This window comes from Pseudomonas sp. 3B-A001-10F, from assembly GCF_056313565.1.
In genome coordinates this window covers 136429-158282 of sequence record NZ_JBQYFW010000004.1, presented here as the reverse complement: position 1 = coordinate 158282, position 21854 = coordinate 136429, and the positions used below count along the sequence as shown (strand labels likewise).

At 59.3% G+C, this 21854-nt stretch carries 21 protein-coding genes; 14 read left to right on the top strand and 7 right to left on the bottom strand.

The window, feature by feature from the left end; genetic code table 11:
• Positions 1-87 precede the first annotated feature (87 nt).
• The 3 genes from AC0ZWN_RS06230 to AC0ZWN_RS06220 all read left to right on the top strand — a co-directional run bounded on the left by AC0ZWN_RS06230 (position 88) and on the right by AC0ZWN_RS06220 (position 1414).
• Entirely contained in the window at positions 88-531 is a 444-nt protein-coding gene (locus AC0ZWN_RS06230; RefSeq protein ID WP_476334429.1) for an antitoxin PaaA2 family protein, read from the top strand.
• Entirely contained in the window at positions 531-803 is a 273-nt protein-coding gene (locus tag AC0ZWN_RS06225; protein ID WP_093429986.1) for a type II toxin-antitoxin system RelE/ParE family toxin, read from the top strand. The genes AC0ZWN_RS06230 and AC0ZWN_RS06225 overlap by 1 nt, the downstream gene beginning before the upstream one ends.
• Positions 804-934: 131 nt before the next feature.
• A complete protein-coding gene (locus AC0ZWN_RS06220) occupies positions 935-1414 on the top strand; it encodes a helix-turn-helix domain-containing protein (protein WP_093429985.1) in 480 nt (159 codons plus the stop codon).
• A 60-nt stretch (positions 1415-1474) separates the two neighbouring features.
• On the opposite strand, the gene AC0ZWN_RS06215 is transcribed toward AC0ZWN_RS06220, so the two are convergent.
• Both AC0ZWN_RS06215 and hslO read right to left on the bottom strand, forming a co-directional pair.
• Positions 1475-3016 (bottom strand): phosphoenolpyruvate carboxykinase, encoded by a 1542-nt coding sequence (locus AC0ZWN_RS06215; protein WP_476334428.1) that lies wholly within the window; start codon positions 3014-3016, stop codon positions 1475-1477.
• Between the two features lie 181 nt (positions 3017-3197).
• The gene (gene hslO, locus AC0ZWN_RS06210) at positions 3198-4100 is read right to left on the bottom strand and encodes an Hsp33 family molecular chaperone HslO (RefSeq protein ID WP_476334426.1); all 903 of its coding nucleotides are present in this window, start codon (positions 4098-4100) and stop codon (positions 3198-3200) included.
• A gap of 105 nt (positions 4101-4205) precedes the next feature.
• Here hslO and AC0ZWN_RS06205 point away from each other — a divergent pair, with 105 nt between their 5' ends.
• Positions 4206-5006: a phosphatase PAP2 family protein gene (locus tag AC0ZWN_RS06205; protein ID WP_476334425.1), complete on the top strand. Its 801-nt coding sequence runs from the start codon at positions 4206-4208 to the stop codon at positions 5004-5006.
• Between the two features lie 151 nt (positions 5007-5157).
• Here AC0ZWN_RS06205 and AC0ZWN_RS06200 read toward each other — a convergent pair whose 3' ends face one another.
• On the bottom strand, positions 5158-5565 hold the full coding sequence (locus tag AC0ZWN_RS06200) for an RNA-binding S4 domain-containing protein (RefSeq protein ID WP_007917939.1): 408 nt from the start codon (positions 5563-5565) through the stop codon (positions 5158-5160).
• Positions 5566-5682: 117 nt separating this feature from the next.
• On the opposite strand from AC0ZWN_RS06200, the gene rimA reads away from it, so the two are divergent.
• The 3 genes from rimA to rimK are packed head-to-tail and all read left to right on the top strand — an operon-like array spanning position 5683 to position 7860.
• On the top strand, positions 5683-6462 hold the full coding sequence (gene rimA, locus AC0ZWN_RS06195; RefSeq protein WP_093429982.1) for a S6 modification regulatory phosphodiesterase RimA: 780 nt from the start codon (positions 5683-5685) through the stop codon (positions 6460-6462).
• Between the two features lie 16 nt (positions 6463-6478).
• The gene (gene rimB / locus AC0ZWN_RS06190; RefSeq protein WP_093429981.1) at positions 6479-6958 is read left to right on the top strand and encodes a retropepsin-like aspartic endopeptidase RimB; all 480 of its coding nucleotides are present in this window, start codon (positions 6479-6481) and stop codon (positions 6956-6958) included.
• On the top strand, positions 6955-7860 hold the full coding sequence (rimK, locus tag AC0ZWN_RS06185; protein ID WP_007949201.1) for a 30S ribosomal protein S6--L-glutamate ligase: 906 nt from the start codon (positions 6955-6957) through the stop codon (positions 7858-7860). The genes rimB and rimK overlap by 4 nt, the downstream gene beginning before the upstream one ends.
• A gap of 153 nt (positions 7861-8013) precedes the next feature.
• Here rimK and AC0ZWN_RS06180 read toward each other — a convergent pair whose 3' ends face one another.
• Together AC0ZWN_RS06180 and ompR are read right to left on the bottom strand one after the other, a co-directional pair.
• Positions 8014-9327 (bottom strand): ATP-binding protein, encoded by a 1314-nt coding sequence (locus AC0ZWN_RS06180; protein ID WP_476334424.1) that lies wholly within the window; start codon positions 9325-9327, stop codon positions 8014-8016.
• Between the two features lie 113 nt (positions 9328-9440).
• Positions 9441-10181: an osmolarity response regulator transcription factor OmpR gene (gene ompR / locus AC0ZWN_RS06175; protein ID WP_095123420.1), complete on the bottom strand. Its 741-nt coding sequence runs from the start codon at positions 10179-10181 to the stop codon at positions 9441-9443.
• Between the two features lie 358 nt (positions 10182-10539).
• On the opposite strand from ompR, the gene AC0ZWN_RS06170 reads away from it, so the two are divergent.
• The 7 genes from AC0ZWN_RS06170 (at position 10540) to tauD (ending at position 19175) form a co-directional block, all read left to right on the top strand.
• On the top strand, positions 10540-12864 hold the full coding sequence (locus AC0ZWN_RS06170; protein ID WP_250606427.1) for a Tex family protein: 2325 nt from the start codon (positions 10540-10542) through the stop codon (positions 12862-12864).
• The gene (locus AC0ZWN_RS06165; RefSeq protein WP_053116527.1) at positions 12864-13247 is read left to right on the top strand and encodes a PaaI family thioesterase; all 384 of its coding nucleotides are present in this window, start codon (positions 12864-12866) and stop codon (positions 13245-13247) included. The genes AC0ZWN_RS06170 and AC0ZWN_RS06165 overlap by 1 nt, the downstream gene beginning before the upstream one ends.
• Positions 13248-13517: 270 nt before the next feature.
• On the top strand, positions 13518-15101 hold the full coding sequence (gene gshA / locus AC0ZWN_RS06160) for a glutamate--cysteine ligase (protein ID WP_476334423.1): 1584 nt from the start codon (positions 13518-13520) through the stop codon (positions 15099-15101).
• Positions 15102-15563: 462 nt separating this feature from the next.
• Positions 15564-16541, top strand: a complete 978-nt coding sequence (tauA, locus tag AC0ZWN_RS06155; protein WP_476334422.1) for a taurine ABC transporter substrate-binding protein — start codon at positions 15564-15566, stop codon at positions 16539-16541.
• Between the two features lie 16 nt (positions 16542-16557).
• Positions 16558-17352: a taurine ABC transporter ATP-binding subunit gene (gene tauB / locus AC0ZWN_RS06150; RefSeq protein ID WP_476334421.1), complete on the top strand. Its 795-nt coding sequence runs from the start codon at positions 16558-16560 to the stop codon at positions 17350-17352.
• Entirely contained in the window at positions 17349-18188 is an 840-nt protein-coding gene (gene tauC, locus AC0ZWN_RS06145) for a taurine ABC transporter permease TauC (RefSeq protein ID WP_476334420.1), read from the top strand. Before tauB ends, tauC begins: the two co-directional genes overlap by 4 nt.
• A 144-nt stretch (positions 18189-18332) precedes the next feature.
• Positions 18333-19175: a taurine dioxygenase gene (gene tauD, locus AC0ZWN_RS06140; RefSeq protein WP_093440615.1), complete on the top strand. Its 843-nt coding sequence runs from the start codon at positions 18333-18335 to the stop codon at positions 19173-19175.
• Between the two features lie 211 nt (positions 19176-19386).
• On the opposite strand, the gene mgrA is transcribed toward tauD, so the two are convergent.
• Positions 19387-20424 carry an L-glyceraldehyde 3-phosphate reductase gene (gene mgrA, locus AC0ZWN_RS06135; protein ID WP_034148469.1) on the bottom strand — a complete coding sequence of 346 codons (1038 nt, stop codon included), beginning with the start codon at positions 20422-20424 and terminating at the stop codon, positions 19387-19389.
• A 109-nt stretch (positions 20425-20533) separates the two neighbouring features.
• Entirely contained in the window at positions 20534-21853 is a 1320-nt protein-coding gene (locus AC0ZWN_RS06130; RefSeq protein ID WP_476334418.1) for an LLM class flavin-dependent oxidoreductase, read from the bottom strand.
• Position 21854 lies beyond the last annotated feature (1 nt).

Genomic DNA, 21854 nt, shown 5'->3' with positions numbered 1-21854 from the left:
TCGGTGTCTACTGCCAGGAGTTGAATTTTGCAAACTACTATTGATTGCGTACGATGGACGCCACTGTTCAGCCAAGAGTTTGCCTCCATGACCACTGAAACCATTGATCACAGCACTCTCAGTCGCCTGATTGAAAACGGCTCTGTAAGAAGCACAAGTATCGTCGCCAAGTCTGGTGGCTGGGCGATCCAAATTCAGCATGACAATGAAGAATATCTGCTAACAGCGCAACGGAGTGGCCAGGTGCGCCTGTTCAAAAGGCTTGAAACACTGGTGACCTATTTGAGAGGACTGGGTATCAACCAGTTCGATGTTGACGCTTCCAGCTATGACCCATCGCAAATGAAAACATACGCTCGTCCTGATCGCGCCGAAGCAATGAAACAAGCGCATGAGGCAGCCGCATATGACGAATGGTTCAAACGACAGGTACAGATCAGTATTGACGATCCAAGACCTAGTATTAGCGATGAAGAAACCCGCCGAATATTTGCCGCCAAGCGTGATGCCCTGCGTAAACGAGTGCGCTAATGAAGTTGATTTGGCGTCCGGAGACGCATATTGACCGAGAGCGGATTATGGATCGTATTAGTCAGGACAACCCTGAAGCAGCGGCTGACCTCGATGAAATATTTGAATCAAAAGGGGAGCTCGCCCGACAGCGTCCAACGCTGTACAAAAAGGGCAGAGTTGAAGGAACACGGGAAATCGTCGCAACCCCCAGTTACGTCATCGTTTACACGATCAAAGACGAATGTGTGGAAGTATTGAGAGTGATGCATGCCAGGCAAAAATGGCCGTGATCACGTCAGACAGTTGAGTGATGGGGCGCTCAGAAGGTTGAATGACCCAAGGGTAAACGTAACTCCTTGCCCCCCGGTCAACTGTAATTATTCCGTTTTTATCACCCCAAAAGCGAAGGAATTTTAGCTTTATGGCCAGGAGAACCTCGCCGCTACTTCCGAAGGTTGCACGACTCTTGAACGATCTTGGTGAGCGCCTGAAACTGGCCCGTCTTAGGCGCAGACTCACTGCAAAACTAGTCGCTGAAAGGGCTGGAATGTCAGTCATGACATTACGCTCACTGGAAGCAGGTAGTGCAGGCGTCACAATGGGAGCGTACTTGTCAGTGATGCACGTACTAGGTCTCGAGCAAGATCTGAATCTTCTGGGTTCCACGGATGAACGCGGTTACCGACTGCAGGACTCCAGGCTTCTTTCCTCCAAGACTTCACTCGGCAAAAAATCAGCGAGTGAACCGAGTCTCGATATTCCAAAGCAAAGAAAACTACCGACTTCACACACGAGCGTTATCGAAGCCGCGTATGTGAGTCAAGACAAACTCAAGAACTTCCCAATGAATACTCACTCGCTGTCTGAATTGCTGACGCGAAAGCCCTCGCAGGGCACATAGCAAGAAAAACGCCCACAAAAAAGCCGCCCCAAGGGGCGGCTTCTTCATTGACGACAGATCTTACAACTTCGGCCCTGCAGCCTTGATCGCGTCGCTCACTTCGAACTTCTTGAAGTTCTCGATGAACAGACCGGCCAGCGCTTTCGCAGCCTCGTCGTACGCAGCCTTGTCAGCCCAGGTGTTGCGTGGGTTGAGCAGGTTGGTTTCAACGCCCGGTACGGCCAGTGGCACGTCGAGGTTGATGGTGTCGAGGTGTTCGGTGGCTGCACCGATCAGCGCGCCGCTCTGAATCGCCGCGATCACCGCGCGGGTGGTCGGGATGTTGAAGCGTTTGCCGACGCCGTAGCCGCCGCCGGTCCAGCCAGTGTTGACCAGGTAAACCTTGGAGCCGAAGCCGCGGATGCGCTTGATCAGCAGCTCAGCGTATTCGCCAGCCGGGCGCGGGAAGAACGGTGCGCCAAAGCAGGTGGAGAAGGTCGACTTGATGCCGCTGCCCGAACCCATTTCAGTCGAGCCCACCAGTGCGGTGTAGCCGGACAGGAAGTGGTAAGCCGCTTGTTCTTCGTTGAGGATCGACACTGGCGGCAGGACGCCGGTCAGGTCGCAGGTCAGGAAGATCACAGCGTTTGGCTCGCCGCCCAGGTTCTTATCGGAACGCTTGGCAACGTGCTCCAGCGGGTACGCGGCGCGGCTGTTCTGGGTCAGGCTGACATCGGCGTAGTCGGCGTGCTTGGCGTCGTCGATGACAACGTTTTCCAACACGGCGCCGTGCTTGATGGCTTTCCAGATAACCGGCTCGTTCTTCTCGGAGAGGTCGATGCACTTGGCATAGCAACCGCCTTCGATGTTGAACACCACGCCTTCGCCCCAGCCGTGTTCGTCATCACCGATCAGGTAACGGCTTTCGTCGGCCGACAGGGTGGTTTTACCGGTGCCCGACAGACCGAAGAACAGGGTCACGTCGCCTTCTTCGCCGATGTTGGCAGCGCAGTGCATTGGCAGCACGTCAGCGGCCGGCAGCAGGAAGTTCTGCACGGAGAACATGGCTTTCTTCATTTCACCGGCGTAACGCATGCCAGCGATCAGCACTTTCTTCTGTGCGAAGTTGAGGATCACGCAACCGTCGGAGTTGGTGCCGTCACGCTCAGGCACGCACTCGAAGTTGGCCACGTTGAGCACTTGCCACTCTTCACGACCGGCCGGGTTGTACTGGGCCGGGTTGATGAACAGGCAACGACCGAACAGATTCTGCCAGGCAGTCTGGGTGGTCATTTTCACGGCCAGGTAGTGATCTTCCGCCGCGCCTACATGCACGTGGGACACAAAGTGCTCTTGCGCGTTGTTGAAGGCTTCTACGCGAGCCCACAGCGCGTCGAACTTGTCGGCCGGGAACTTGCGGTTGATCGGGCCCCAGGCGATAGCGGCCTGGGTGGAAGGCTCTTCAACGATGAAACGGTCAACAGGCGAACGACCGGTGCGGTGACCAGTGCGAACAACCAGAGCGCCGGTATCGGCAAGCTCGCCCTCACCGCGGTTCAGGGCTTCTTTAACCAGATCATCAACACTCAGATCGGTGTACACGGCGTTATTGGCTTGCGTCATGAGGTTCCCCGTCGGCCAGTGGCCGAGTGTGCTCCAAACGTTTTGTAGTAGAAAGTCGTGCACTACTACCGCGAAAAAAGTGGGCCGGATTATGCCAGAAAAGCCCAAAAAGAGTAGGGTCCTCCCGTCGTAACGGCGAAATTCCGTCGTTACGCAGTGAATTTACCTGCGCTGAACCGTTTTAGTGCCGGGTATCTGACGGCGTGTCGACGCCTGCGCCAGCGAACAATTGAGCAATATCGGCTGCGTCGAACAGGTACTGCTGGTTGCAGAACTGGCAATCGATCTCGACAGTGCCGCCGTTCTCTTGAACCAATTGCTGTGCATCCTCAAGACCCAGACTGACCAGCGCGTTGCCCGAACGCTCGCGTGAGCAGGTGCAACGGAAGCGCAGATTCTGCACATCGAACAGGCGCACCTGCTCTTCATGGTAGAGGCGATGCAGGACGGTTTCGTTGTCCAGGCTCAACAACTCATCGGCGGTCAGCGTGCTCGCCAGTGCCGTGAGGTGCTGCCAACTTGCGGCACGGTCTTCTTCGTCTTTCAAACGGTCGGCCGGCAGTTGTTGCAGCAGCATCCCGCGGGCACGGCGGCCGTCAGCGAACAACTTGAAGCGCGTGCCAACTTGTTGCGACATGACGAAATAGTTGGTGAAGCACTCAGACAGGGTTTCGCCATCAAGATCGACGATGCCCTGGTAACGCTGGCCGATCGTCGGGTCGACGGTCAGTGTCAGGTCGCCGCCCGGCATCAGGTCGGCAAGGCTCGCGTCCGGCTTGATCCGCTCAGCGTCATAACGCGCCAGACCACGAATTTCGCGCTCGCTGGAGCATTCGATCATCAGAAGCGGGATCGGCCCTTCGGAACGCGCCTGCAGAATCAGCAAGCCATCGAACTTCAGCGCGCCCACCAGCAACGAGGCAGCCGCCATCAATTCGCCCAGCAATTGCGCCACCGGCTCCGGGTACGGGTGCTTGGCGAGGACTTCGGCGTAGCTGCGTTCAAGCGCAACCAGTTCGCCGCGCGTGTCGCTGTCATCGAAGATGAAACGTTGAGTGAAATCGGTATCCGCTAGCTCGGTCATAATTTTGGGTATCTGAATGTGGTGACAAAATGGTTACAAGACGTGAAAATTTGCGCTTCTTGGCACTCTTTTTGGTGCCGACTGCTCTGCCATGGGAGGCATTTTATGAACAATCCGGGTTTGTTCCAATCTAGGTGGAACCTCGGCCCGCTGGTTCTGTGCAACGTAGCGCCACTGGCGCTACTGGCTTTCTGGTTATGGCCTACGGGCAACTCGCTGTGTGTGATTTTCGACGAGTGGCTGTTCCGCTCACTCAATGCACCGCTGGCCAGCAACCCGATATGGCTCCACATCTGGGCAATTGCAAGTCTGCGTCCGTTCGACATCGTTGTCGGTCTGATCTTGCTGACGCTGCTGATCAAGGGCGACTGGGTCTTCAAGGCAATTGATGTGCGTCGTGCGTTCTTCGGTTTTTTCTCGATCCTGCTATTGATGGTGGTGATTCGCGCACTGTTTTCCAAATTCGCCGACCACATGGACTGGCAGCACAGCAGCCCGTCGATGGTGCTGGAAGGCGCGGTGCATATCAGCGATTACTTCCCGCACATGGAGAAGACCTGGGAGCTGAAGGATCGCTCGAGCCAGAGCTTTCCCGGTGACCATGCTTCGGTGCTGCTGATCTGGGCGCTGTTCATGGGCGTGTTCAGCCGCACGGTCGGGCAGTTTGTGGCGATCTGGGGTCTGGCGCTGTTGTTCATGCTGCCGCGTCTGGTGGCCGGTGCGCATTGGGGTCAGGACGATTACATCGGCGGTATGCTGCTGGCGGTGTGGGCGTTGGGCTGGGGTTACTACACACCGTTTGCTTATCACGCCTCGAATTTCTGGCTGAAGGTGACTTCGCCGATTTTCAATCTGCTGAGCAAGTTGCCGCTGGTTTCGCGAATGAGTGTGGTGCGTAGCGCCTGATACCGAGCTGGCTTCGGCGAGGGCTGCGCCCTCGATTCGCGAGCAGGCTCGCTCCCACAATTGATCAAGTATCCACTGGAGGAACCGGATCTACTGTGGGAGCAACCTTGCTCGCGAAGAGGCCAGCACAAGCAGCCCGGAAACGTCGCGCTTACTCGTCGTTGCTGCTACCCCGAAACTTGAACAAATCCCGCCGCTGCTTCTTGCTCGGCTTGCCGTCGGTACTCACACCCAACGCCCCCGCCTTGCGCATTGCCGCAGCCGCTTCACGTTTGGCAATACTCGCCTCGGTCTCCGCGTACAACGTCTGCGCCTCCGGTGCGCCGCGCCGCACAATCGACAACGCCTCGACCTTCACCGTACGCACCTCGAACCCGGTACGAATCTCGAACTCATCGCCAATGCGCGGCTCTTTGCCAGGCTTGCAGCGCTCACCGCGACAATGCACCTTGCCGCTTTCGATCGCCGCTTTGGCCAAGGCACGGGTTTTGTAAAAACGTGCGGCCCACAGCCACTTGTCGAGACGAACCTTGTCGTCCTCTTCGCTTTTTTGCGCCATTTGAATTCCTCGTTCAGCCAGTAGTCGGAACTGTACTACCGTTTCTGTCGGGCGCAACAACTCGGCCCTCCAGATAGACTGTGATCTTGGCCGGTGCACCGGCATGGGGGTGCTCGAATGACTAAATTTCCCTCTTCATTGACTTCGACTCACACCGGTTGCCAGGGCTGCCAGCACAGTGAACCGTTAGGCTTCGATTTTGACTTTGCCTATCAACCCATTGTGGATCTGCGCGATCAGTCGGTTTTCGCCCATGAAGCGTTGGTCCGTGGGGTGAGCGGTGAAGGCGCATTCACTGTGTTGAATCAGGTTACAGAAGAAAACCGCTACCGCTTCGACCAGCTCTGCCGGACACGCGCCATCAAAGGTGCGGCTGATCTTAATATGCAGACACACTTGTCGATCAACTTCATGCCCAACGCCGTCTATCGTCCAGAGCTGTGCATTCGCAGTACGCTCGAAGCGGCAAAAAAGCACTGTTTCCCGCTCGACCGACTGATTTTTGAAACCCTGGAAAGCGAGCACGTAGATAACTATCGCCATTTGACCAATATTCTGCGTGAATACCGCGAATTCGGCTTCAAGACCGCCATCGACGATTTCGGTGCCGGTCATTCGGGGCTCAATCTGCTGGCTGATTTTCAACCGGACCTGATCAAACTCGACATGGCGCTGATCCGCGATGTCGATCAAGACCGTGTTCGTCAGGTGATCGTTCGGGGGATTGTCACAATCTGTGCGGAGTTGGACGTTACAGTCATTGCCGAAGGCATTGAGAGCGCCGGTGAACGGGATTTCCTGGCGGACTGTGGAATATTTCTGATGCAGGGCTACTGGTTCGCCAAACCTGCATTCAAAGCGTTGGCCCGGGTTTCGCCTGAGGCCTGGACGCGTTAATCGTTGGTTTTTTCTATTGAAGACATTTGACCATTTGACCGTTGTCGGTCTGCGCGAGTGGGTGGCGCTCCCGGATTTGGGAGTCGCAGGCCTGCGAGCGAAAATCGACACCGGCGCCAGCACCTCCAGCCTGCATGCCACCGACATCGAGCCGTTCGAACGCGACGGCCAGAAGTGGGTACGTTTCACCGCGCACCTGGGCACGGTGGTGCAATTGCGTCACCGCCGCTGCGAGGCACCACTGGTGACGCGCAAAACCATCAAAAGCTCCAACGGCCATGCCCAGGAGCGCTACGTGATTAGCACCACTCTGGCCCTGGGGGATCGGGTCTGGCCGATCGAGTTCACCCTCGCCTGCCGCAAGTCCATGCGCTATCGCCTGTTGCTCGGTTCCAAAGCCCTGATCGATGGCCATCTGGTCGTCAATCCGGGCATCAAGTATGTACAAGACAAGCCGGTGTTCCCGGTATCTACCTCTTCCACAGGTGTTGCATGAAGATCGCTGTGCTGTCGCGGAACCCGCGTCTGTATTCCACCCGCCGTCTGGTCGAAGCCGGAACCGAGCGCGGGCATGAAATGGTAGTGATCGACACCTTGCGCGCCTACATGAACATCGCCAGCCACAAGCCGCAGATCCACTATCGCGGCAAACCGCTGGAGGGTTTCGACGCGGTGATTCCGCGGATCGGTGCGTCGGTGACGTTTTATGGCTGCGCGGTGTTGCGTCAGTTCGAAATGATGGGGGTGTTCCCGCTCAACGAATCGGTGGCCATCGCCCGTTCACGGGACAAGTTGCGTTCGCTGCAACTGCTGTCGCGGCGCGGCATCGGTCTGCCGGTGACCGGTTTTGCTCACTCGCCGGATGACATTCCCGACCTGATCGACATGGTCAACGGCGCGCCGCTGGTGATCAAGGTGCTGGAAGGCACGCAGGGCATCGGTGTGGTGTTGTGCGAAACCGCGACCGCCGCCGAATCGGTGATCGAGGCGTTCATGGGCCTGAAGCAAAACATCATGGTTCAGGAGTACATCAAGGAAGCGGGCGGTGCGGATATTCGCTGCTTCGTGGTCGGTGACAAAGTAATCGCAGCAATGAAGCGTCAGGCCAAGCCGGGCGAGTTCCGCTCCAACCTGCATCGTGGCGGCAGCGCCAGCCTGATCAAGATCACCCCGGAAGAGCGCATGACCGCATTGCGCGCGGCCAAGGTCATGGGCCTGGCGGTGGCGGGTGTGGATATCCTGCGTTCCAATCACGGGCCGCTGGTGATGGAAGTGAACTCGTCGCCGGGGCTGGAAGGGATCGAGACCACCACGGGGAAGAATGTGGCGGGGATCATCATTGAGCACCTTGAGAAGAATGGCGGGCCGAATATGACCCGGACCAAAGGCAAGGGCTAGAGCGAAGAGCTAGAGCCCCTCACCCTAACCCTCTCCCATAGGGAGAGGGGACTGATTGGGGGATATTGGAAAACTCCGCCGACATGATCGATCTTTACCGAATCCATAATCGACTCGGCTGGGCGGGCGGCGTTCCGATGAGGGGCTTTTGATCTACACAGCGTCCCTAGGCAACATTAGCCCCAACGGCAACCTCACCCGCGCTTCCAGTCCACCCCCGGACCGATTACGCAATTCAACATTGCCGCCATGCATCGAAGCAATCCGCTTCACAATCGCCAACCCCAAGCCGGTGCCCTTACCGCCACGGGCACGATCGCCTCGGGTAAACGGGTTGAAAATCGCTTCAAGTTCCGAAGGATCAATCCCCGCGCCTCGGTCCATCACGCTCAGCACCACATACGGCGCACTGACGTCACCGGACACATAAGCGGCTACCTCAACGCTGCCACCGGCATGGTTCAAGGCGTTGCCGATCAGGTTGTTGAGCAAACGCTTCATCGAGACCCGACGCAGCGGGAACGGCTGAATCGGCTCCAGACGCAAACGCACCTTCTCTTCATTCTGGTTGTATGGCGCCGCCACCTCGCGCACCAGATCAGTCAGATCCACCTCTTCCACCGACTCATCGCGACCATCACGAATAAACGCGAGGAACTGGTCGAGAATCGCGTCCATGTCTTCGATGTCGCGCACCATGTCGTCGGTGAGGTCATTGCGATCGCCCATCAACTCCAGCGACAGGCGCAAGCGGGTCAGTGGTGTGCGCAAGTCGTGGGACACGCCGGCCAGCATCAATTCGCGCTCGCGACCGGCCTGTTCGACGTCTTCCGCCATCTGGTTGAAAGCGCGATAGACCTCGGTCATCTCGCTCGGTGTATCGCTGATCGGCAGCCGCACGCTACGGCCCTGACCAAGCTGCCGGGCGGCATACACCAGACGTTTCAACGGCTGGTTGAGCTGACTGACGAAAATCCATGCAGAGGCTGTCGAGAGCAGGCCGATGGCGAGGAACCAGCCGAGCACGTTCCAGATTTTCTGGCCACGCAACGGGTGCGGATACAACGGCACCTTCAACCAGCCATCACCGAGGCTCGGCGCGCGCACCCACAACGCTGGCGGCGAGTGCATGCGCAAACGCACTTCAGTGTCGGCGCCCAGTTCGGCCTGCATTTGTCGCTGATAGATTTCGCTGTACGGCCAGTGCTGTTCGCCTTCCGGCACACCGGCGCCGACCACCCGGATCAGGGTCGCCTCATCAGCAATCTTTGCGCGGTTCTCTTCATCCGCAGCCCAATAGGCACGCAGCGTCAGGGCGACGCCATGGCTGTATTGGCGATCCACCAGCACGTCCTCGTTCATCAATAGATAAACCAGGGTCAGCGCCTTGGAAAACAGCACGACGATGAGCACCAGCCAAAGGGTGCGGGAGAAAAAACTTTGGGGGAACCAGACGGGGGTTTTCATCTATAACCGCTACACACTTGCAGGAGCGAGCAATGCTCGCATATTGCGGATTGCGAGTCTGCGGGAATGGCCGTTCGGCCAAAACCTGCAGACCCGCTCCTACAAATCGCCGATCACTTGGTGGCGGCGCCATCCGGTACGAACACGTAGCCCACACCCCAGACAGTCTGGATATAGCGCGGCTTCGATGCATCAGGCTCGATCATGCGGCGCAGACGGGAAATCTGCACGTCGATGGAACGCTCGAGGGCATCCCACTCGCGGCCACGGGCCAGGTTCATCAGTTTGTCGCGGGTCAGCGGCTGACGCGCGTTCATCACCAGGGCCTTGAGTACCGCAAACTCACCGGTGGTGAGCATGTGAACTTCGTCGCCGCGTTTTAGTTCGCGGGTGGCCAGCGACAACACGTAATCACCGAAGGTGACGTTTTCGTCTTCGCTGCCCGGCGCGCCCGGTACCGGTGCGGCCTGACGACGCAGTACAGCTTTTACCCGCGCCATCAGCTCGTCCGGGTTGAACGGCTTGGCCAGATAATCGTCGGCGCCCAGTTCCAGACCCTTGATACGGCTCATCTCATCGCCCTTGGCGGTGAGCATGATGATCGGGATCTGGTTGTTCGCGGCCCGCAGACGCCGGCACGCGGTCAGACCGTCTTCACCGGGCAGCATCAGGTCGAGGACGACCAGATTGAAAACTTCACGCGACAGCAGACGATCCATCTGCTCGGTGTTCGGTACGGTACGGGCGCGATAGCCCTTGCTGACGAAAAAACGTTCCAGCAGGCTGCTTAAGCCCGGATCGTCGTCAACGATGAGAATTTTTTCGCCTTCAGCAGTTTGTGCAGTGCTGCTCATTGGATGCTCCTTTTAGCTCGGCGCGCATTATGGCGTAGCTGCCGTTATACGCACCGTGTGCATTGTTAGCAGATTTTTCCTTCACTGCCAGAAAACCGGGGTTTATGCCTACAGACTGCGACGCCCCCGAATGACAGAACGCTGGTTATAATGCGCGGCGTTTTGTGCCAGGCAACGTCTGAATCGTTACCGCAGGTGGCAGGCTTTTTTTCCTGCCGCGCGCAGTAATTGTTCGATTTCACGGGTCAATGGGCTGCCTTTTGACCCAGGCAGCGGCAATTTTCTAGCCGCTCAACCAGACTCCGGGCCTTTATTTCCGTGCCTGCGAGCCTGATTTCACAATATGTCAGGTGGTTTTATGGACAGCATCAACAGCCGCATTGCCGAGGAACTCGGCGTACGCCCACAACAGGTCGAAGCGGCCGTCGCGCTACTCGATGAAGGCTCTACCGTTCCCTTCATCGCCCGTTACCGGAAAGAAGTCACCGGCAGCCTCGATGACACCCAGTTGCGTCATCTGGAAGAGCGCCTGCGCTACCTGCGAGAACTCGACGAACGGCGCATCAGCATCCTCGCCAGCATCGAAGAGCAAGGCAAACTCACCCCTGCCCTCGAGCGCGACATCAAACTCGCCGACACCAAGACTCGCCTCGAAGACTTGTACCTGCCGTACAAGCAGAAGCGCCGTACCAAGGGCCAGATCGCCCTGGAAGCCGGCCTCGGCGACTTGGCCGATGGCCTGTTCAACGACCCGAACCTGACCCCGGAAACCGAAGCCGCACGCTTCGTCGATGCCGAAAAAGGCGTGGCCGACGTGAAGGCTGCGCTCGAAGGCGCCAAATACATCCTCATGGAACGCTTCGCAGAAGACGCCAGCCTGCTGGAGAAACTGCGTAACTACCTGAAACAGGAAGCGACCCTCAGTGCCCGCGTCATCGCTGGCAAGGAAGAGGAAGGCGCCAAGTTCCGCGATTACTTCGAACACGACGAACCGCTGAAAAGCATGCCGTCGCACCGCGCGCTCGCCATTTTCCGTGGCCGCAACGAAGGCATCCTCAGCTCCGCGCTGAAAGTCGGCGACGAACTGCCGGGCACCATGCACCCGTGCGAAGGCATGATCGGCCAGCAATTCGGCATCCAGAACCAGAACCGCCCGGCCGACAAGTGGCTCGGTGAAGTGGTGCGCTGGACCTGGAAGGTCAAGCTCTACACCCACCTGGAAACCGACCTGCTCGGCGAGCTGCGTGACGGCGCCGAAACCGAAGCGATCAACGTCTTCGCCCACAACCTGCACGACTTGCTGCTGGCCGCGCCGGCCGGCCCGCGCGCAACCCTGGGCCTCGACCCAGGCTTGCGTACCGGCTGCAAAGTCGCAGTGGTCGATTCGACCGGCAAACTGCTTGATCACGCCACGGTCTACCCGCACGTGCCGCACAACAAGTGGGATCAGACCATCGCCATTCTGGCTGCCCTGTGCGCCAAGCACTCGGTTGACCTGATCGCCATTGGCAACGGCACCGCCAGCCGCGAGACCGACAAACTGGCAATCGAGCTGATCAAAAAATATCCAGCGATGAAAATGACCAAGGTAATGGTTTCCGAGGCCGGTGCATCGGTGTACTCGGCATCGGAACTGGCGGCCAAGGAATTCCCGGATCTGGATGTGTCGATCCGCGGCGCGGTGTCCATCGCCCGTCGCTTGCAGGACCCGCTGGCCGAGCTGGTGAAAATCGATCCGAAATCCATTGGTGTCGGCCAGTACCAGCACGACGTTTCGCAGTTGAAACTGGCGCGTGGTCTGGACGCTGTGGTCGAGGACTGCGTGAACGCCGTTGGCGTTGATGTGAACACTGCTTCGGTGGCGCTGTTGGCGCGGATCTCCGGCCTCAACGCGACGCTGGCGCAAAACATCGTCACGCACCGCGACGAACACGGTGCGTTCAAAACCCGCGCAGCGCTGAAGAAAGTCGCGCGTCTGGGCGAAAAAACCTTCGAACAGGCGGCCGGTTTCTTGCGCGTGATGAACGGCGACAACCCGCTGGACTCGTCGGCGGTGCACCCGGAAGCCTACCCGCTAGTGCAGCGCATTGCCGCTGAAACCGACCGCGACATTCGCTCGCTGATTGGCGATGCCGCGTTTCTCAAGCGTCTGGATCCGAAGAAATTCACCGACGAAACCTTCGGCCTGCCAACCGTCACCGACATCCTGCAAGAACTGGAAAAACCCGGCCGCGACCCGCGTCCCGAGTTCAAGACTGCCGAGTTCCAGGAAGGCGTTGAAGACCTCAAAGACCTGCAACTGGGGATGATCCTCGAAGGCGTTGTCACCAACGTGACCGCGTTCGGTGCCTTCGTCGACATCGGCGTGCATCAGGACGGTCTGGTGCACATCTCGGCGCTGTCGGAGAAGTTCATCAAGGACCCGCGTGAAGCGGTGAAGGCCGGTGATGTGGTGAAAGTGAAGGTCATGGAAGTCGACATCCCGCGCAAACGCGTTGGCCTGTCGATGCGCATGGGCGACACCCCGGGCGAGAAGATCGACGGCGCCCGTGGCTCGCGTCCAGGCTCGGCGCAACGCCAGCCTTCGAACAACGCGCCGCGCAAGGAAACCGCCACCGCAGCGCCAGTGAACAATGCGATGGCCTCGCTGTTCGCCAACGCCAAGCAGTTGAAGAAACGCTGATGGAGATTCCGGCCGGGCTCGTCGAGAGCGCGTTTTTCAAGCTGTTGGGCTGCCGCCTGCACAGCCTGGAAACCGGGGTGGCGCAAGTCGCCCTGGTGCTGGAACCGGAACTGCGCAATCGCGGCGGCAAATTGCACGGTGGCGCGCTGTTCAGTCTGGTCGATATCGCCATGGGGCTGGCCTGTTCCAGTACCCACGGCTTCGATCAGCAGAGCGCGACCATCGAGTGCAAGATCAACTATATCCGCGCCGTTTCCGACGGTGAGGTCATGTGCACGGCGCGGGTGATTCACCCGGGCCGACGTACTTTGGTGGTCGAAGCCGACGTGATGCAGGGCGACAAACTGGTCGCAAAAGCGCAAGGCACGTTCGCTGTCCTGTAGCTACCGGTCATCATTTTGAGTTAATTTCGGCGCAACGAACCTTGTGGGAGCGAGCTTGCTCGCGAAGGCGGTGTGTCAGGCAACCGAAATGTTGGCTGATAAACCCTCTTCGCGAGCAAGCTCGCTCCCACAGGGATTGTGCAGTTCTTGACTGACCGGCAAATGGCCTGCCGCTATAAAACCAGGCGAAAACGCCAGTTTCAACTTCACCCTTGTAGACCGTCTTGCCCACCCCCATATTGGGGCGACTGACGCGTGAAGGAATCCAAATTGAGCGAACTTCTCAACCGCCGCCTGGCTCTGCTCGGCGAGCGCGCTAACCTCTCTCTGCTCGAGCAGTGCCTGCACGGTATCGAACGTGAATGCCTGCGCGTGACCAGCGAAGGTCGCCTGGCGCAAACGCCGCACCCCGAAGCCTTGGGTTCCGCGCTGACCAACGAACAAATCACCACCGACTACTCCGAGTCGCTGCTGGAATTCATCACGCCCGCCCTGCCCGACCCGGCTGATACCTTGGCGAGCCTGGACAAGATTCACCGTTTTGCCTACAGCAAACTCGGCAACGAGTACCTGTGGAGTCCATCGATGCCGTGCCCGTTGCCGGCCGAGGAAGACATCCCGATCGCCTACTACGGCACCTCCAACATCGGTCAGCTCAAGTACGTCTACCGCAAGGGCCTGGCCCTGCGGTACGGCAAGACCATGCAGTGCATCGCCGGGATTCACTACAATTTCTCCCTGCCGGAAAAGCTCTGGCCACTGCTGCGCGAAACCGAAGGTTTTGTCGGCACGGATCGCGATTTCCAGTCGTTTTCCTACATCGCACTGATCCGTAATTTCCGTCGTTACAGTTGGCTGCTGATGTACCTGTTCGGTGCTTCGCCGGCGCTGGACGCCGGTTTCCTGCGTGGCCGTTCGCATCAGTTGGAACAGCTCGATCCAGACACGCTGTATCTGCCGTACGCGACCAGCCTGCGCATGAGCGACCTTGGTTACCAGAGCAACGCCCAGGCCGGTCTGACGCCTTGCTACAACGATCTGGCGAGCTACACCGACAGCCTGCGCAAAGCCGTGGCCACGCCGTACGCGCCGTACGTTGAAGTCGGCACGCACCAGGATGGTGAGTGGGTGCAGCTCAACACCAACATCCTGCAGATCGAAAACGAGTACTACTCCAACATCCGCCCGAAACGCGTGACCTATACCGGCGAGCGGCCGATTCAGGCGCTGGTGGCCCGTGGCATTCAGTACGTTGAAGTGCGTTGCCTGGACATCAACCCGTTCCTGCCGATGGGCATCGACCTCACCGAGTCGCGCTTCCTCGACGCGTTCCTGCTGTACTGCGCGCTGAACGACAGCCCGTTGCTGACCAACACCTCGTGCGGCAATGCGACGTCGAACTTCCTCAGCGTGGTCAAGGAAGGTCGTCGTCCAGGCCTGCAATTGCAGCGTGACGGTGAATCGGTGGAGATGAAGACCTGGGCGGCAGAACTGCTGGAGCAAATCGCCCCGCTGGCGGCGCTGCTGGATCAGAGCCATGGCGGCGATGCGCACAGCAAGGCGCTGGATGCGCAACTGGCCAAGGTCAGCGATCCGTCCCTGACGCCATCCGCGCAAGTGTTGGCGGCGATGGCGGAGCACAAGGAAAGCTTTGCGCAGTTTTCGTTGCGTCAGAGTCAGACGCATGCCGAGTTTTTCCGTAGCGAGCCTTTGGTGGCGGATGAGCAGGCGAAGTTTGAGGAGCTGGCGCGTACTTCTCTGGCAGCTCAGGCTGAGCTGGAGCAGAACGAAGTCGGTGATTTCGACGTATTCGTCGGGTCGTATCAGGCGAGTATTTTGGCGATCAGTAACTAAAAGCCCCTCACCCTAGCCCTCTCCCGGAGGGAGAGGGGACTGACCGGGTTGTTGGTGCGAAGTACGCTGACGTGAAATACCGAGCCGAACTCAGGCCTTGAAAAGCACAAAGATCGGCTCCCTTTCCCCCTCGCCCCCTTGGGGGCGGTCCGACGTTTCGGGAGGGCTGGGGTGAGGGGGCAAAGATCTAACGTCGAACGCAAGATCCGAAATATCCACAATTCTGATCGTTCCCACGCTCCGCGTGGTAACGCCTCAAGGGACGCTCTGCGTCCAGGTGACGCGGAGCGTCACCGGCTGCATTCCCACGCAGAGCGTGGGAACGATCTACCCCCCCAATCCCACCAAGCCTTAGATTTTTCCGCTCATAAGCTCATTCTAAAAAGTTATTTATTTACTGATTCTTAGATCATTTAGTCTCCTTTCACGCCGACGCTCGGTCGCCTGATATGGAGCTGTTCAATGAAACTGAATTTCCCGCTTCGCCTGCTCGCCCTAGCCTCCCTGGCTGCCGCGAGTTTTCTGGCTCAGGCCGCCGACCTCACCGTCGCCTACCAAACCACTGTTGACCCGGCGAAAGTCGCCCAGGCCGACGGCGCCTACGAAAAAGCCACCAAAGCCGACATCGCCTGGCGCAAGTTCGACAACGGCGCCGACATCATCGCCGCCATCGCCTCCGGTGACGTGCAGATCGGCTACCTTGGTTCGAGCCCGCTGACCGCCGCGATCACGCGCAAAGTCCCGGTCGAAACTTTCCTCATCGCCACGCAGATCGGCGCCGCTGAAGCACTGGTCGCGCGCGACGGTTCCGGGATCAAGACCCCGCAAGATCTGATCGGCAAGAAAATCGCCGTGCCATTCGTGTCCACCGGTCACTACAGCCTGCTCGCGGCGCTGAAGCACTGGAACATCGACCCGTCGAAAGTCACCGTGCTCAACCTCGCCCCGCCAGCGATCATTGCCGCGTGGAAACGCGGTGACATCGACGCCACCTACGTGTGGGATCCGGCACTCGGCGTGGCCAAGGAAAACGGCAAAGTGCTGATCACCTCCGGCGAACTGGCCAAGTTTGGCGCGCCGACCTTCGATGCGTGGATCGTGCGCAAAGACTTCGCCGAGAAGCACCCGGAAATCGTCACCGCGTTCGCCAAGGTCACCCTCGACGCCTACGCCGATTACCGTAAAGACCCGAAAGCCTGGCTCGCCGACCAATCCAACGTCGACAAACTGGTGAAACTCTCCGGTGCCAAGGCCAGCGACATTCCGCTGTTGCTGCAAGGCAACGTCTACCCGCTGGCGGCGGACCAGGTCGTCAGCCTCGGCGCGCCGACCACCAAAGCCATCACTGACACCGCCGCGTTCCTCAAGGAGCAAGGCAAGGTCGAAGCGGTTCTGCCGGACTACGCGCCATACGTCAGCGCCAAATACATCACCAACTGATCGGGAGTTAACCGCGATGGCCTTGCTACAGCTGGAGCGCATCAGCGCACAGTACCCGGGCAGCCCGACACCGGTGCTGGCGGATATTTCTCTGACCCTGGGGCCACAGCAATTGCTGGTGGCTCTCGGCCCGTCCGGCAGTGGCAAGACTTCGCTGTTGAACCTGATTGCCGGTTTCGTCGAGCCGAGCGCCGGGCGCATCACCCTCGACGGTGTGCCGGTCAAAGGCCCGAGCGCCGAACGGGGCGTGGTGTTCCAGGATGATGCGTTGCTGCCATGGCAGGACGTGCTGGCGAACGTCGCGTTCGGTCTCGAACTGGCCGGTATCGCCCGGGACAAACGCGAAAAAATCGCCCGTGAAATGCTCGCGCTGGTTGATCTTTCAGGGTTCGAAAGTCGCCGCATCTGGCAACTCTCCGGCGGCCAGAAACAACGTGTTGGCCTCGCCCGCGCCCTCGCCGCTGATCCGCGCGTGTTGCTGATGGACGAGCCTTTCGGTGCCCTCGACGCGTTCACTCGCGAACAGATGCAGGAGCTGTTGCTGCAAGTCTGGCAGCGCACGGCCAAGCCGGTTTCCCTGATTACCCACGACATTGAAGAAGCGGTTTTCCTCGCTACTGACCTGATTCTGCTCGCGCCGAATCCGGGGCAGATCGTTGAGCGTCTGCACCTGGATTTCGGTCAGCGTTACGCCGCTGGCGAGTCCGCCCGTGCGATCAAATCCGATCCGCGTTTTATCGAAACCCGTGAACACGTGCTGAGCAAAGTGTTCTCGCAACGCAGCGCCGCACAACGGCAGGAGCGCGCATGAGCAGTTACGACGTTTCCTCGGCTGCGGTAAAACCCGCGAAACCATCCGTGGCGATTCCCGTACGCCGCAGCCTCAGCACGCGCTGGATCAGCCTGCTGACGCTGTTCGCGTTGTTGGCCATCTGGTGGGCGGTGACTGCCACCGGGTTGATCGAGCCGCTGTTCCTGCCGCCACCGTCCGCCGTGCTGCAAAAGGGTTGGTTGCTGGCGACTACTGGTTACATGGATTCGACGTTGTGGCAGCACCTCGGCGCAAGCCTGAGCCGCATCGGTCTGGGCCTCGGTTTTGCGATTCTGACCGCCGTACCGGTGGGCATTGCCATTGGCGCCAACCGCATCGCCCGTGGCGTGCTTGATCCGCTGATCGAGTTCTATCGCCCTATTCCACCGCTGGCCTATTTGCCGCTGATCGTGATCTGGTGCGGCATCGGCGAGTTGTCGAAAGTGCTGCTGATTTATCTGGCGATTTTCGCGCCGATCGCCATTGCCACGGCGACCGGTGTGCGCACGGTTGATCCGGCGAAATTGCGTGCCGCGCAGTCGTTGGGCGCGACTCGCGTGCAGCTGATTCGTCATGTGATTTTGCCGAGCGCCCTGCCGGACATTCTCACGGGTGTGCGTATTGGTCTGGGCGTGGGTTGGTCGACCTTGGTTGCTGCTGAACTGATCGCGGCCACCAGCGGTTTAGGCTTTATGGTGCAGTCGGCTGCGCAGTTCCTCGTCACCGATGTGGTGGTGCTGGGCATTCTGGTCATCGCCCTGATCGCCTTCGCCATGGAAATGGGCCTGCGCGCCCTGCAGCGCAAACTGGTGCCGTGGCACGGCCAGGCCCACTAAATCGCCCTGTGAAACTTCCCCTGGTGGGAGCGAGCCTGCTCGCGAAAGCGTCGGATCAGTCACTGCACTGTCGCCTGACACTCCGCATTCGCGAGCAGGCTCGCTCCCACAAAAGCATGACATCCGAATTCGAAGAGAAAGACCATGAGCAGCCTCAACATCACCCCATTAAGCTCAGCCCTAGGCGCGCAGATCAGCGGCGTCGACATCAGCCAGCCGTTGACCCTGGAACACCGCGACGCGATCGAGCAGGCGCTGCTCAATTATCAAGTGCTGTTCTTCCGCAACCAGCCAATCGAACCGCCGCAACAAGCGCGTTTCGCCGCGTACTTCGGTGATCTGCACATTCACCCGATCTACCCGAACGTACCGGAACAACCGGAAGTGCTGATCCTCGACACCGCCGTCACCGACGTGCGCGACAACGCGATCTGGCACACCGACGTGACCTTCCTGCCGACGCCGGCGATGGGCGCCGTGCTCAGTGCAAAGCTGTTGCCGGAATTTGGTGGCGACACGCTGTGGGCCAGCGGGATTGCTGCGTACGAAGCGCTGTCGGCGCCAATGAAAGCCTTGCTCGAAGGGCTGACCGCGACTCACGATTTCACTCGCTCGTTTCCGCTGGAGCGCTACGGCAATACGCCGGAAGCGTTGGCGCAGTGGGAAGAGGCCCGACGCAAGAATCCACCGCTGTCGCACCCGGTGATTCGTACGCATCCGGTCAGCGGGCGGCGTTCGTTGTTCGTCAATGAAGGCTTCACGTCGAAGATCAATGAGCTGTCGGAAACCGAGAGCGAGGCGATTCTGAAGTTTCTGTTCGCCCATGCAACGCGACCGGAATTCACCATTCGCTGGCGTTGGCAGCAGGACGACATTGCGTTCTGGGATAACCGCGTGACGCAGCATTACGCGGTGGATGATTACCGGCCGGCGCGGCGAGTGATGCAACGGGCGACGGTGTTGGGGGATGTGCCGTTTTTTCGCTGAGTCCTTTTAAAGGCAAAAGCCCCTCACCCTAACCCTCTCCCGGAGGGAGAGGGAACTGACCGAGGTGTTTGTACTAGCTACATCGACCTGAAATGTCGGGTTGAATTCAAGTTTTGAAAAGCATGAAGATCGGCTCCCTTTCCCCCTCGCCCCCCTGGGGGAGAGGGCTGGGGTGAGGGGGATGGATCTTGCTGACCAAACCCAATCTTCATCACTCCGCCGTCGAAGGCTTCTCCCAAAGATTGATCCCACCCTCTTGGGCAAACCGGTCAATCTCCGCCAATTCCTCAGCACTGAAGCTCAAATTCTTCAACGCCCCGACGTTCTCGATAATCTGCTCCGGCCGGCTCGCACCAATCAGTGCCGAGGTCACCCGAGGATCCCGCAACGTCCACGCCAGCGCCAGTTGCGCCAGGCTCTGGCCGCGACGCTTGGCAATTTCATTCAACGCCCGCACATGAGCGATGTTGGCATCAGACAGGTGCGAAGCCTGCAACGAACCGCCGCCCGGACGATTGACCCGCGCATCCGCCGGCACGCCGTTGAGGTATTTGTCGGTGAGCAGACCTTGCGCCAACGGAGTGAAAGCAATCACGCCCGTGCCGAGTTCATCGGTGGTATCCAGCAGATCCTTTTCCACCCAGCGATTGAGCAGGTTGTACGCTGGTTGATGAATCAGCAGCGGCACTTTCCACTCTTTCAACAGCGCAGCGATCTCGCGGGTTTTCACCCCGGAATACGACGAGATACCGATGTACAACGCCTTGCCCTGTTGCACGGCAGTGGCGAGGGCGCTGGCGGTTTCTTCCAGCGGGGTATCCGGGTCGAAACGGTGCGAATAGAAGATATCCACATAGTCCAGACCGAGGCGCTGCAGGCTCTGGTCGAGGCTGGCCAGCACATATTTGCGCGAGCCGCCGCCCTGGCCGTAAGGGCCGGGCCACATGTCCCAACCGGCCTTGCTGGAGATGATCAGCTCATCACGATACTGCTTGAAATCTTCGCGCAGCAGGCGGCCGAAATTGATCTCGGCGCTGCCGTACGGCGGGCCATAGTTGTTGGCCAGGTCGAAGTGGTTGATCCCCAAGTCGAACGCGGTGCGCAGTAAGGCACGCTGGGTGTCGATCGGCGTGCTGTCGCCGAAGTTGTGCCACAGGCCCAGCGACAGCGCCGGCAGCACCAGACCGCTGCGGCCGACGCGGCGGTAAGGGATGGAGTCATAGCGGTTTTCGGCAGCGGTGTAAGTCATCGAATCCTCTCTTGTCTGTCTTGAAATGGGTGTCGACTTCATCGCTAGCAGGCTAGCTCCCACATTGGAATGCATTTCCCTGTGGGAGCGAGCTTGCTCGCGAAGGGTGTTACACAAATCGATTGCCGGGTCGGGCCAGACCCAGGTTCTGGCGCAACGTCCGGCCTTCATACTCGGTTCTGAACAGCCCGCGCCGTTGCAGTTCCGGGACCACGCCATTGGCGAAGTCCTCGAGCCCGCCGGGCAAGTGCGGCACCAGCACATTGAAACCGTCCGCCGCGCCCTGTTCGAACCATTCCTGCAAGCGATCAGCGATCTGCTCCGGCGTACCGACCAGGCTGTAATGCCCGCGCCCGCCCGCAATCTTGCGCCCCAGATCGGCAAGGCTCAGGTTCTCGCGCCCCGCCAGCTCAGTGAGCAATTTCTGCCGGCTCTGCTGACCGCTTTCCGTCAGCGGCAACTCCGGCAACGGCCCGTCCAGCGGGTACTTCGACAAATCGAAGTTACCCAGCATACGCCCAAGCAAGGCAACGCCAACCTCGGGTTCGACTAATTGCTGAAACGTTTCACATTTTTCCCGCGCTTCGGCTTCGGTGCCGCCGACCACGACGAAAACCCCGGGCATGATTTTCAGTGCATCGGCGCTGCGACCGTACTTGGGCAATCGTGCTTTGAGGTCGGCGTAGAACGCCTGAGCGTTGGCCAGAGAGGTCTGCGCGGTGAACACCACCTCAGCGGTCTGCGCCGCCAATTCGCGCCCAGTCTCGGAAGAGCCGGCCTGCACGATCACCGGTTGCCCCTGCGGCGAACGCGCAACGTTCAGCGGACCTTTGACGCGAAAGTGTTCACCAACATGATCCAGAACGTGCAACTTCGCAGGGTCGTAATACGCCCCGCTCGCCTTGTCGCGCACAAAAGCGTCGTCCTCCCAACTATCCCAAAGCCCGGTCACCACCTGATGAAACTCGCGAGCACGGCTGTAGCGTTCGGCGTGGCCAATGTGTTCGTCACGCCCGAAATTCAGCGCTTCGGCAGCATTGTCCGACGTCACCAGATTCCACCCCGCGCGGCCACCCGACAGGTGATCGAGCGAAGCAAATTTGCGCGCCACGTGATACGGCTCGTTGTAACTGGTGGTCGCCGTGGCGATCAGGCCGATATGCGCGGTCACCGCACTCAGGGCCGAGAGCAAGGTCAGCGGTTCAAAGTGATCGGAACGCGCCATGCGGCTGGCGATGTCCTGAGTTGGCGTGGCGACGCTGTCAGCGACAAACAACGCATCGAACTTCGCCGCCTCGGCAATTTGCGCCAGCCGCTTGTAATGGGCGAAATCCAGTCCCGCATTCGCCGGCACATCCGGATGACGCCACGCTGCCACATGGTGCCCGGTGGCCATAAGGAACGCGCCGAGTTTCAACTGTCTGCTCATC

Excerpts from the sequence above, each read along its gene's own strand:
- AC0ZWN_RS06180 (WP_476334424.1), bottom strand. The coding sequence starts at position 9,327 with ATGAAAACCCCCGTCTGGTTCCCCCAAAGTTTTTTCTCCCGCACCCTT.
- tauC (WP_476334420.1), top strand. The coding sequence starts at position 17,349 with ATGAGCAGTTACGACGTTTCCTCGGCTGCGGTAAAACCCGCGAAACCA.
- tauA (WP_476334422.1), top strand. The coding sequence starts at position 15,564 with ATGAAACTGAATTTCCCGCTTCGCCTGCTCGCCCTAGCCTCCCTGGCT.
- AC0ZWN_RS06170 (WP_250606427.1), top strand. The coding sequence starts at position 10,540 with ATGGACAGCATCAACAGCCGCATTGCCGAGGAACTCGGCGTACGCCCA.
- AC0ZWN_RS06215 (WP_476334428.1), bottom strand. The coding sequence starts at position 3,016 with ATGACGCAAGCCAATAACGCCGTGTACACCGATCTGAGTGTTGATGAT.
- AC0ZWN_RS06205 (WP_476334425.1), top strand. The coding sequence starts at position 4,206 with ATGAACAATCCGGGTTTGTTCCAATCTAGGTGGAACCTCGGCCCGCTG.
- AC0ZWN_RS06230 (WP_476334429.1), top strand. The coding sequence starts at position 88 with ATGACCACTGAAACCATTGATCACAGCACTCTCAGTCGCCTGATTGAA.
- AC0ZWN_RS06200 (WP_007917939.1), bottom strand. The coding sequence starts at position 5,565 with ATGGCGCAAAAAAGCGAAGAGGACGACAAGGTTCGTCTCGACAAGTGG.
- rimA (WP_093429982.1), top strand. The coding sequence starts at position 5,683 with ATGACTAAATTTCCCTCTTCATTGACTTCGACTCACACCGGTTGCCAG.
- hslO (WP_476334426.1), bottom strand. The coding sequence starts at position 4,100 with ATGACCGAGCTAGCGGATACCGATTTCACTCAACGTTTCATCTTCGAT.
- AC0ZWN_RS06225 (WP_093429986.1), top strand. The coding sequence starts at position 531 with ATGAAGTTGATTTGGCGTCCGGAGACGCATATTGACCGAGAGCGGATT.
- ompR (WP_095123420.1), bottom strand. The coding sequence starts at position 10,181 with ATGAGCAGCACTGCACAAACTGCTGAAGGCGAAAAAATTCTCATCGTT.
- AC0ZWN_RS06165 (WP_053116527.1), top strand. The coding sequence starts at position 12,864 with ATGGAGATTCCGGCCGGGCTCGTCGAGAGCGCGTTTTTCAAGCTGTTG.
- rimK (WP_007949201.1), top strand. The coding sequence starts at position 6,955 with ATGAAGATCGCTGTGCTGTCGCGGAACCCGCGTCTGTATTCCACCCGC.
- AC0ZWN_RS06220 (WP_093429985.1), top strand. The coding sequence starts at position 935 with ATGGCCAGGAGAACCTCGCCGCTACTTCCGAAGGTTGCACGACTCTTG.
- AC0ZWN_RS06130 (WP_476334418.1), bottom strand. The coding sequence starts at position 21,853 with ATGAGCAGACAGTTGAAACTCGGCGCGTTCCTTATGGCCACCGGGCAC.
- tauB (WP_476334421.1), top strand. The coding sequence starts at position 16,558 with ATGGCCTTGCTACAGCTGGAGCGCATCAGCGCACAGTACCCGGGCAGC.
- mgrA (WP_034148469.1), bottom strand. The coding sequence starts at position 20,424 with ATGACTTACACCGCTGCCGAAAACCGCTATGACTCCATCCCTTACCGC.
- tauD (WP_093440615.1), top strand. The coding sequence starts at position 18,333 with ATGAGCAGCCTCAACATCACCCCATTAAGCTCAGCCCTAGGCGCGCAG.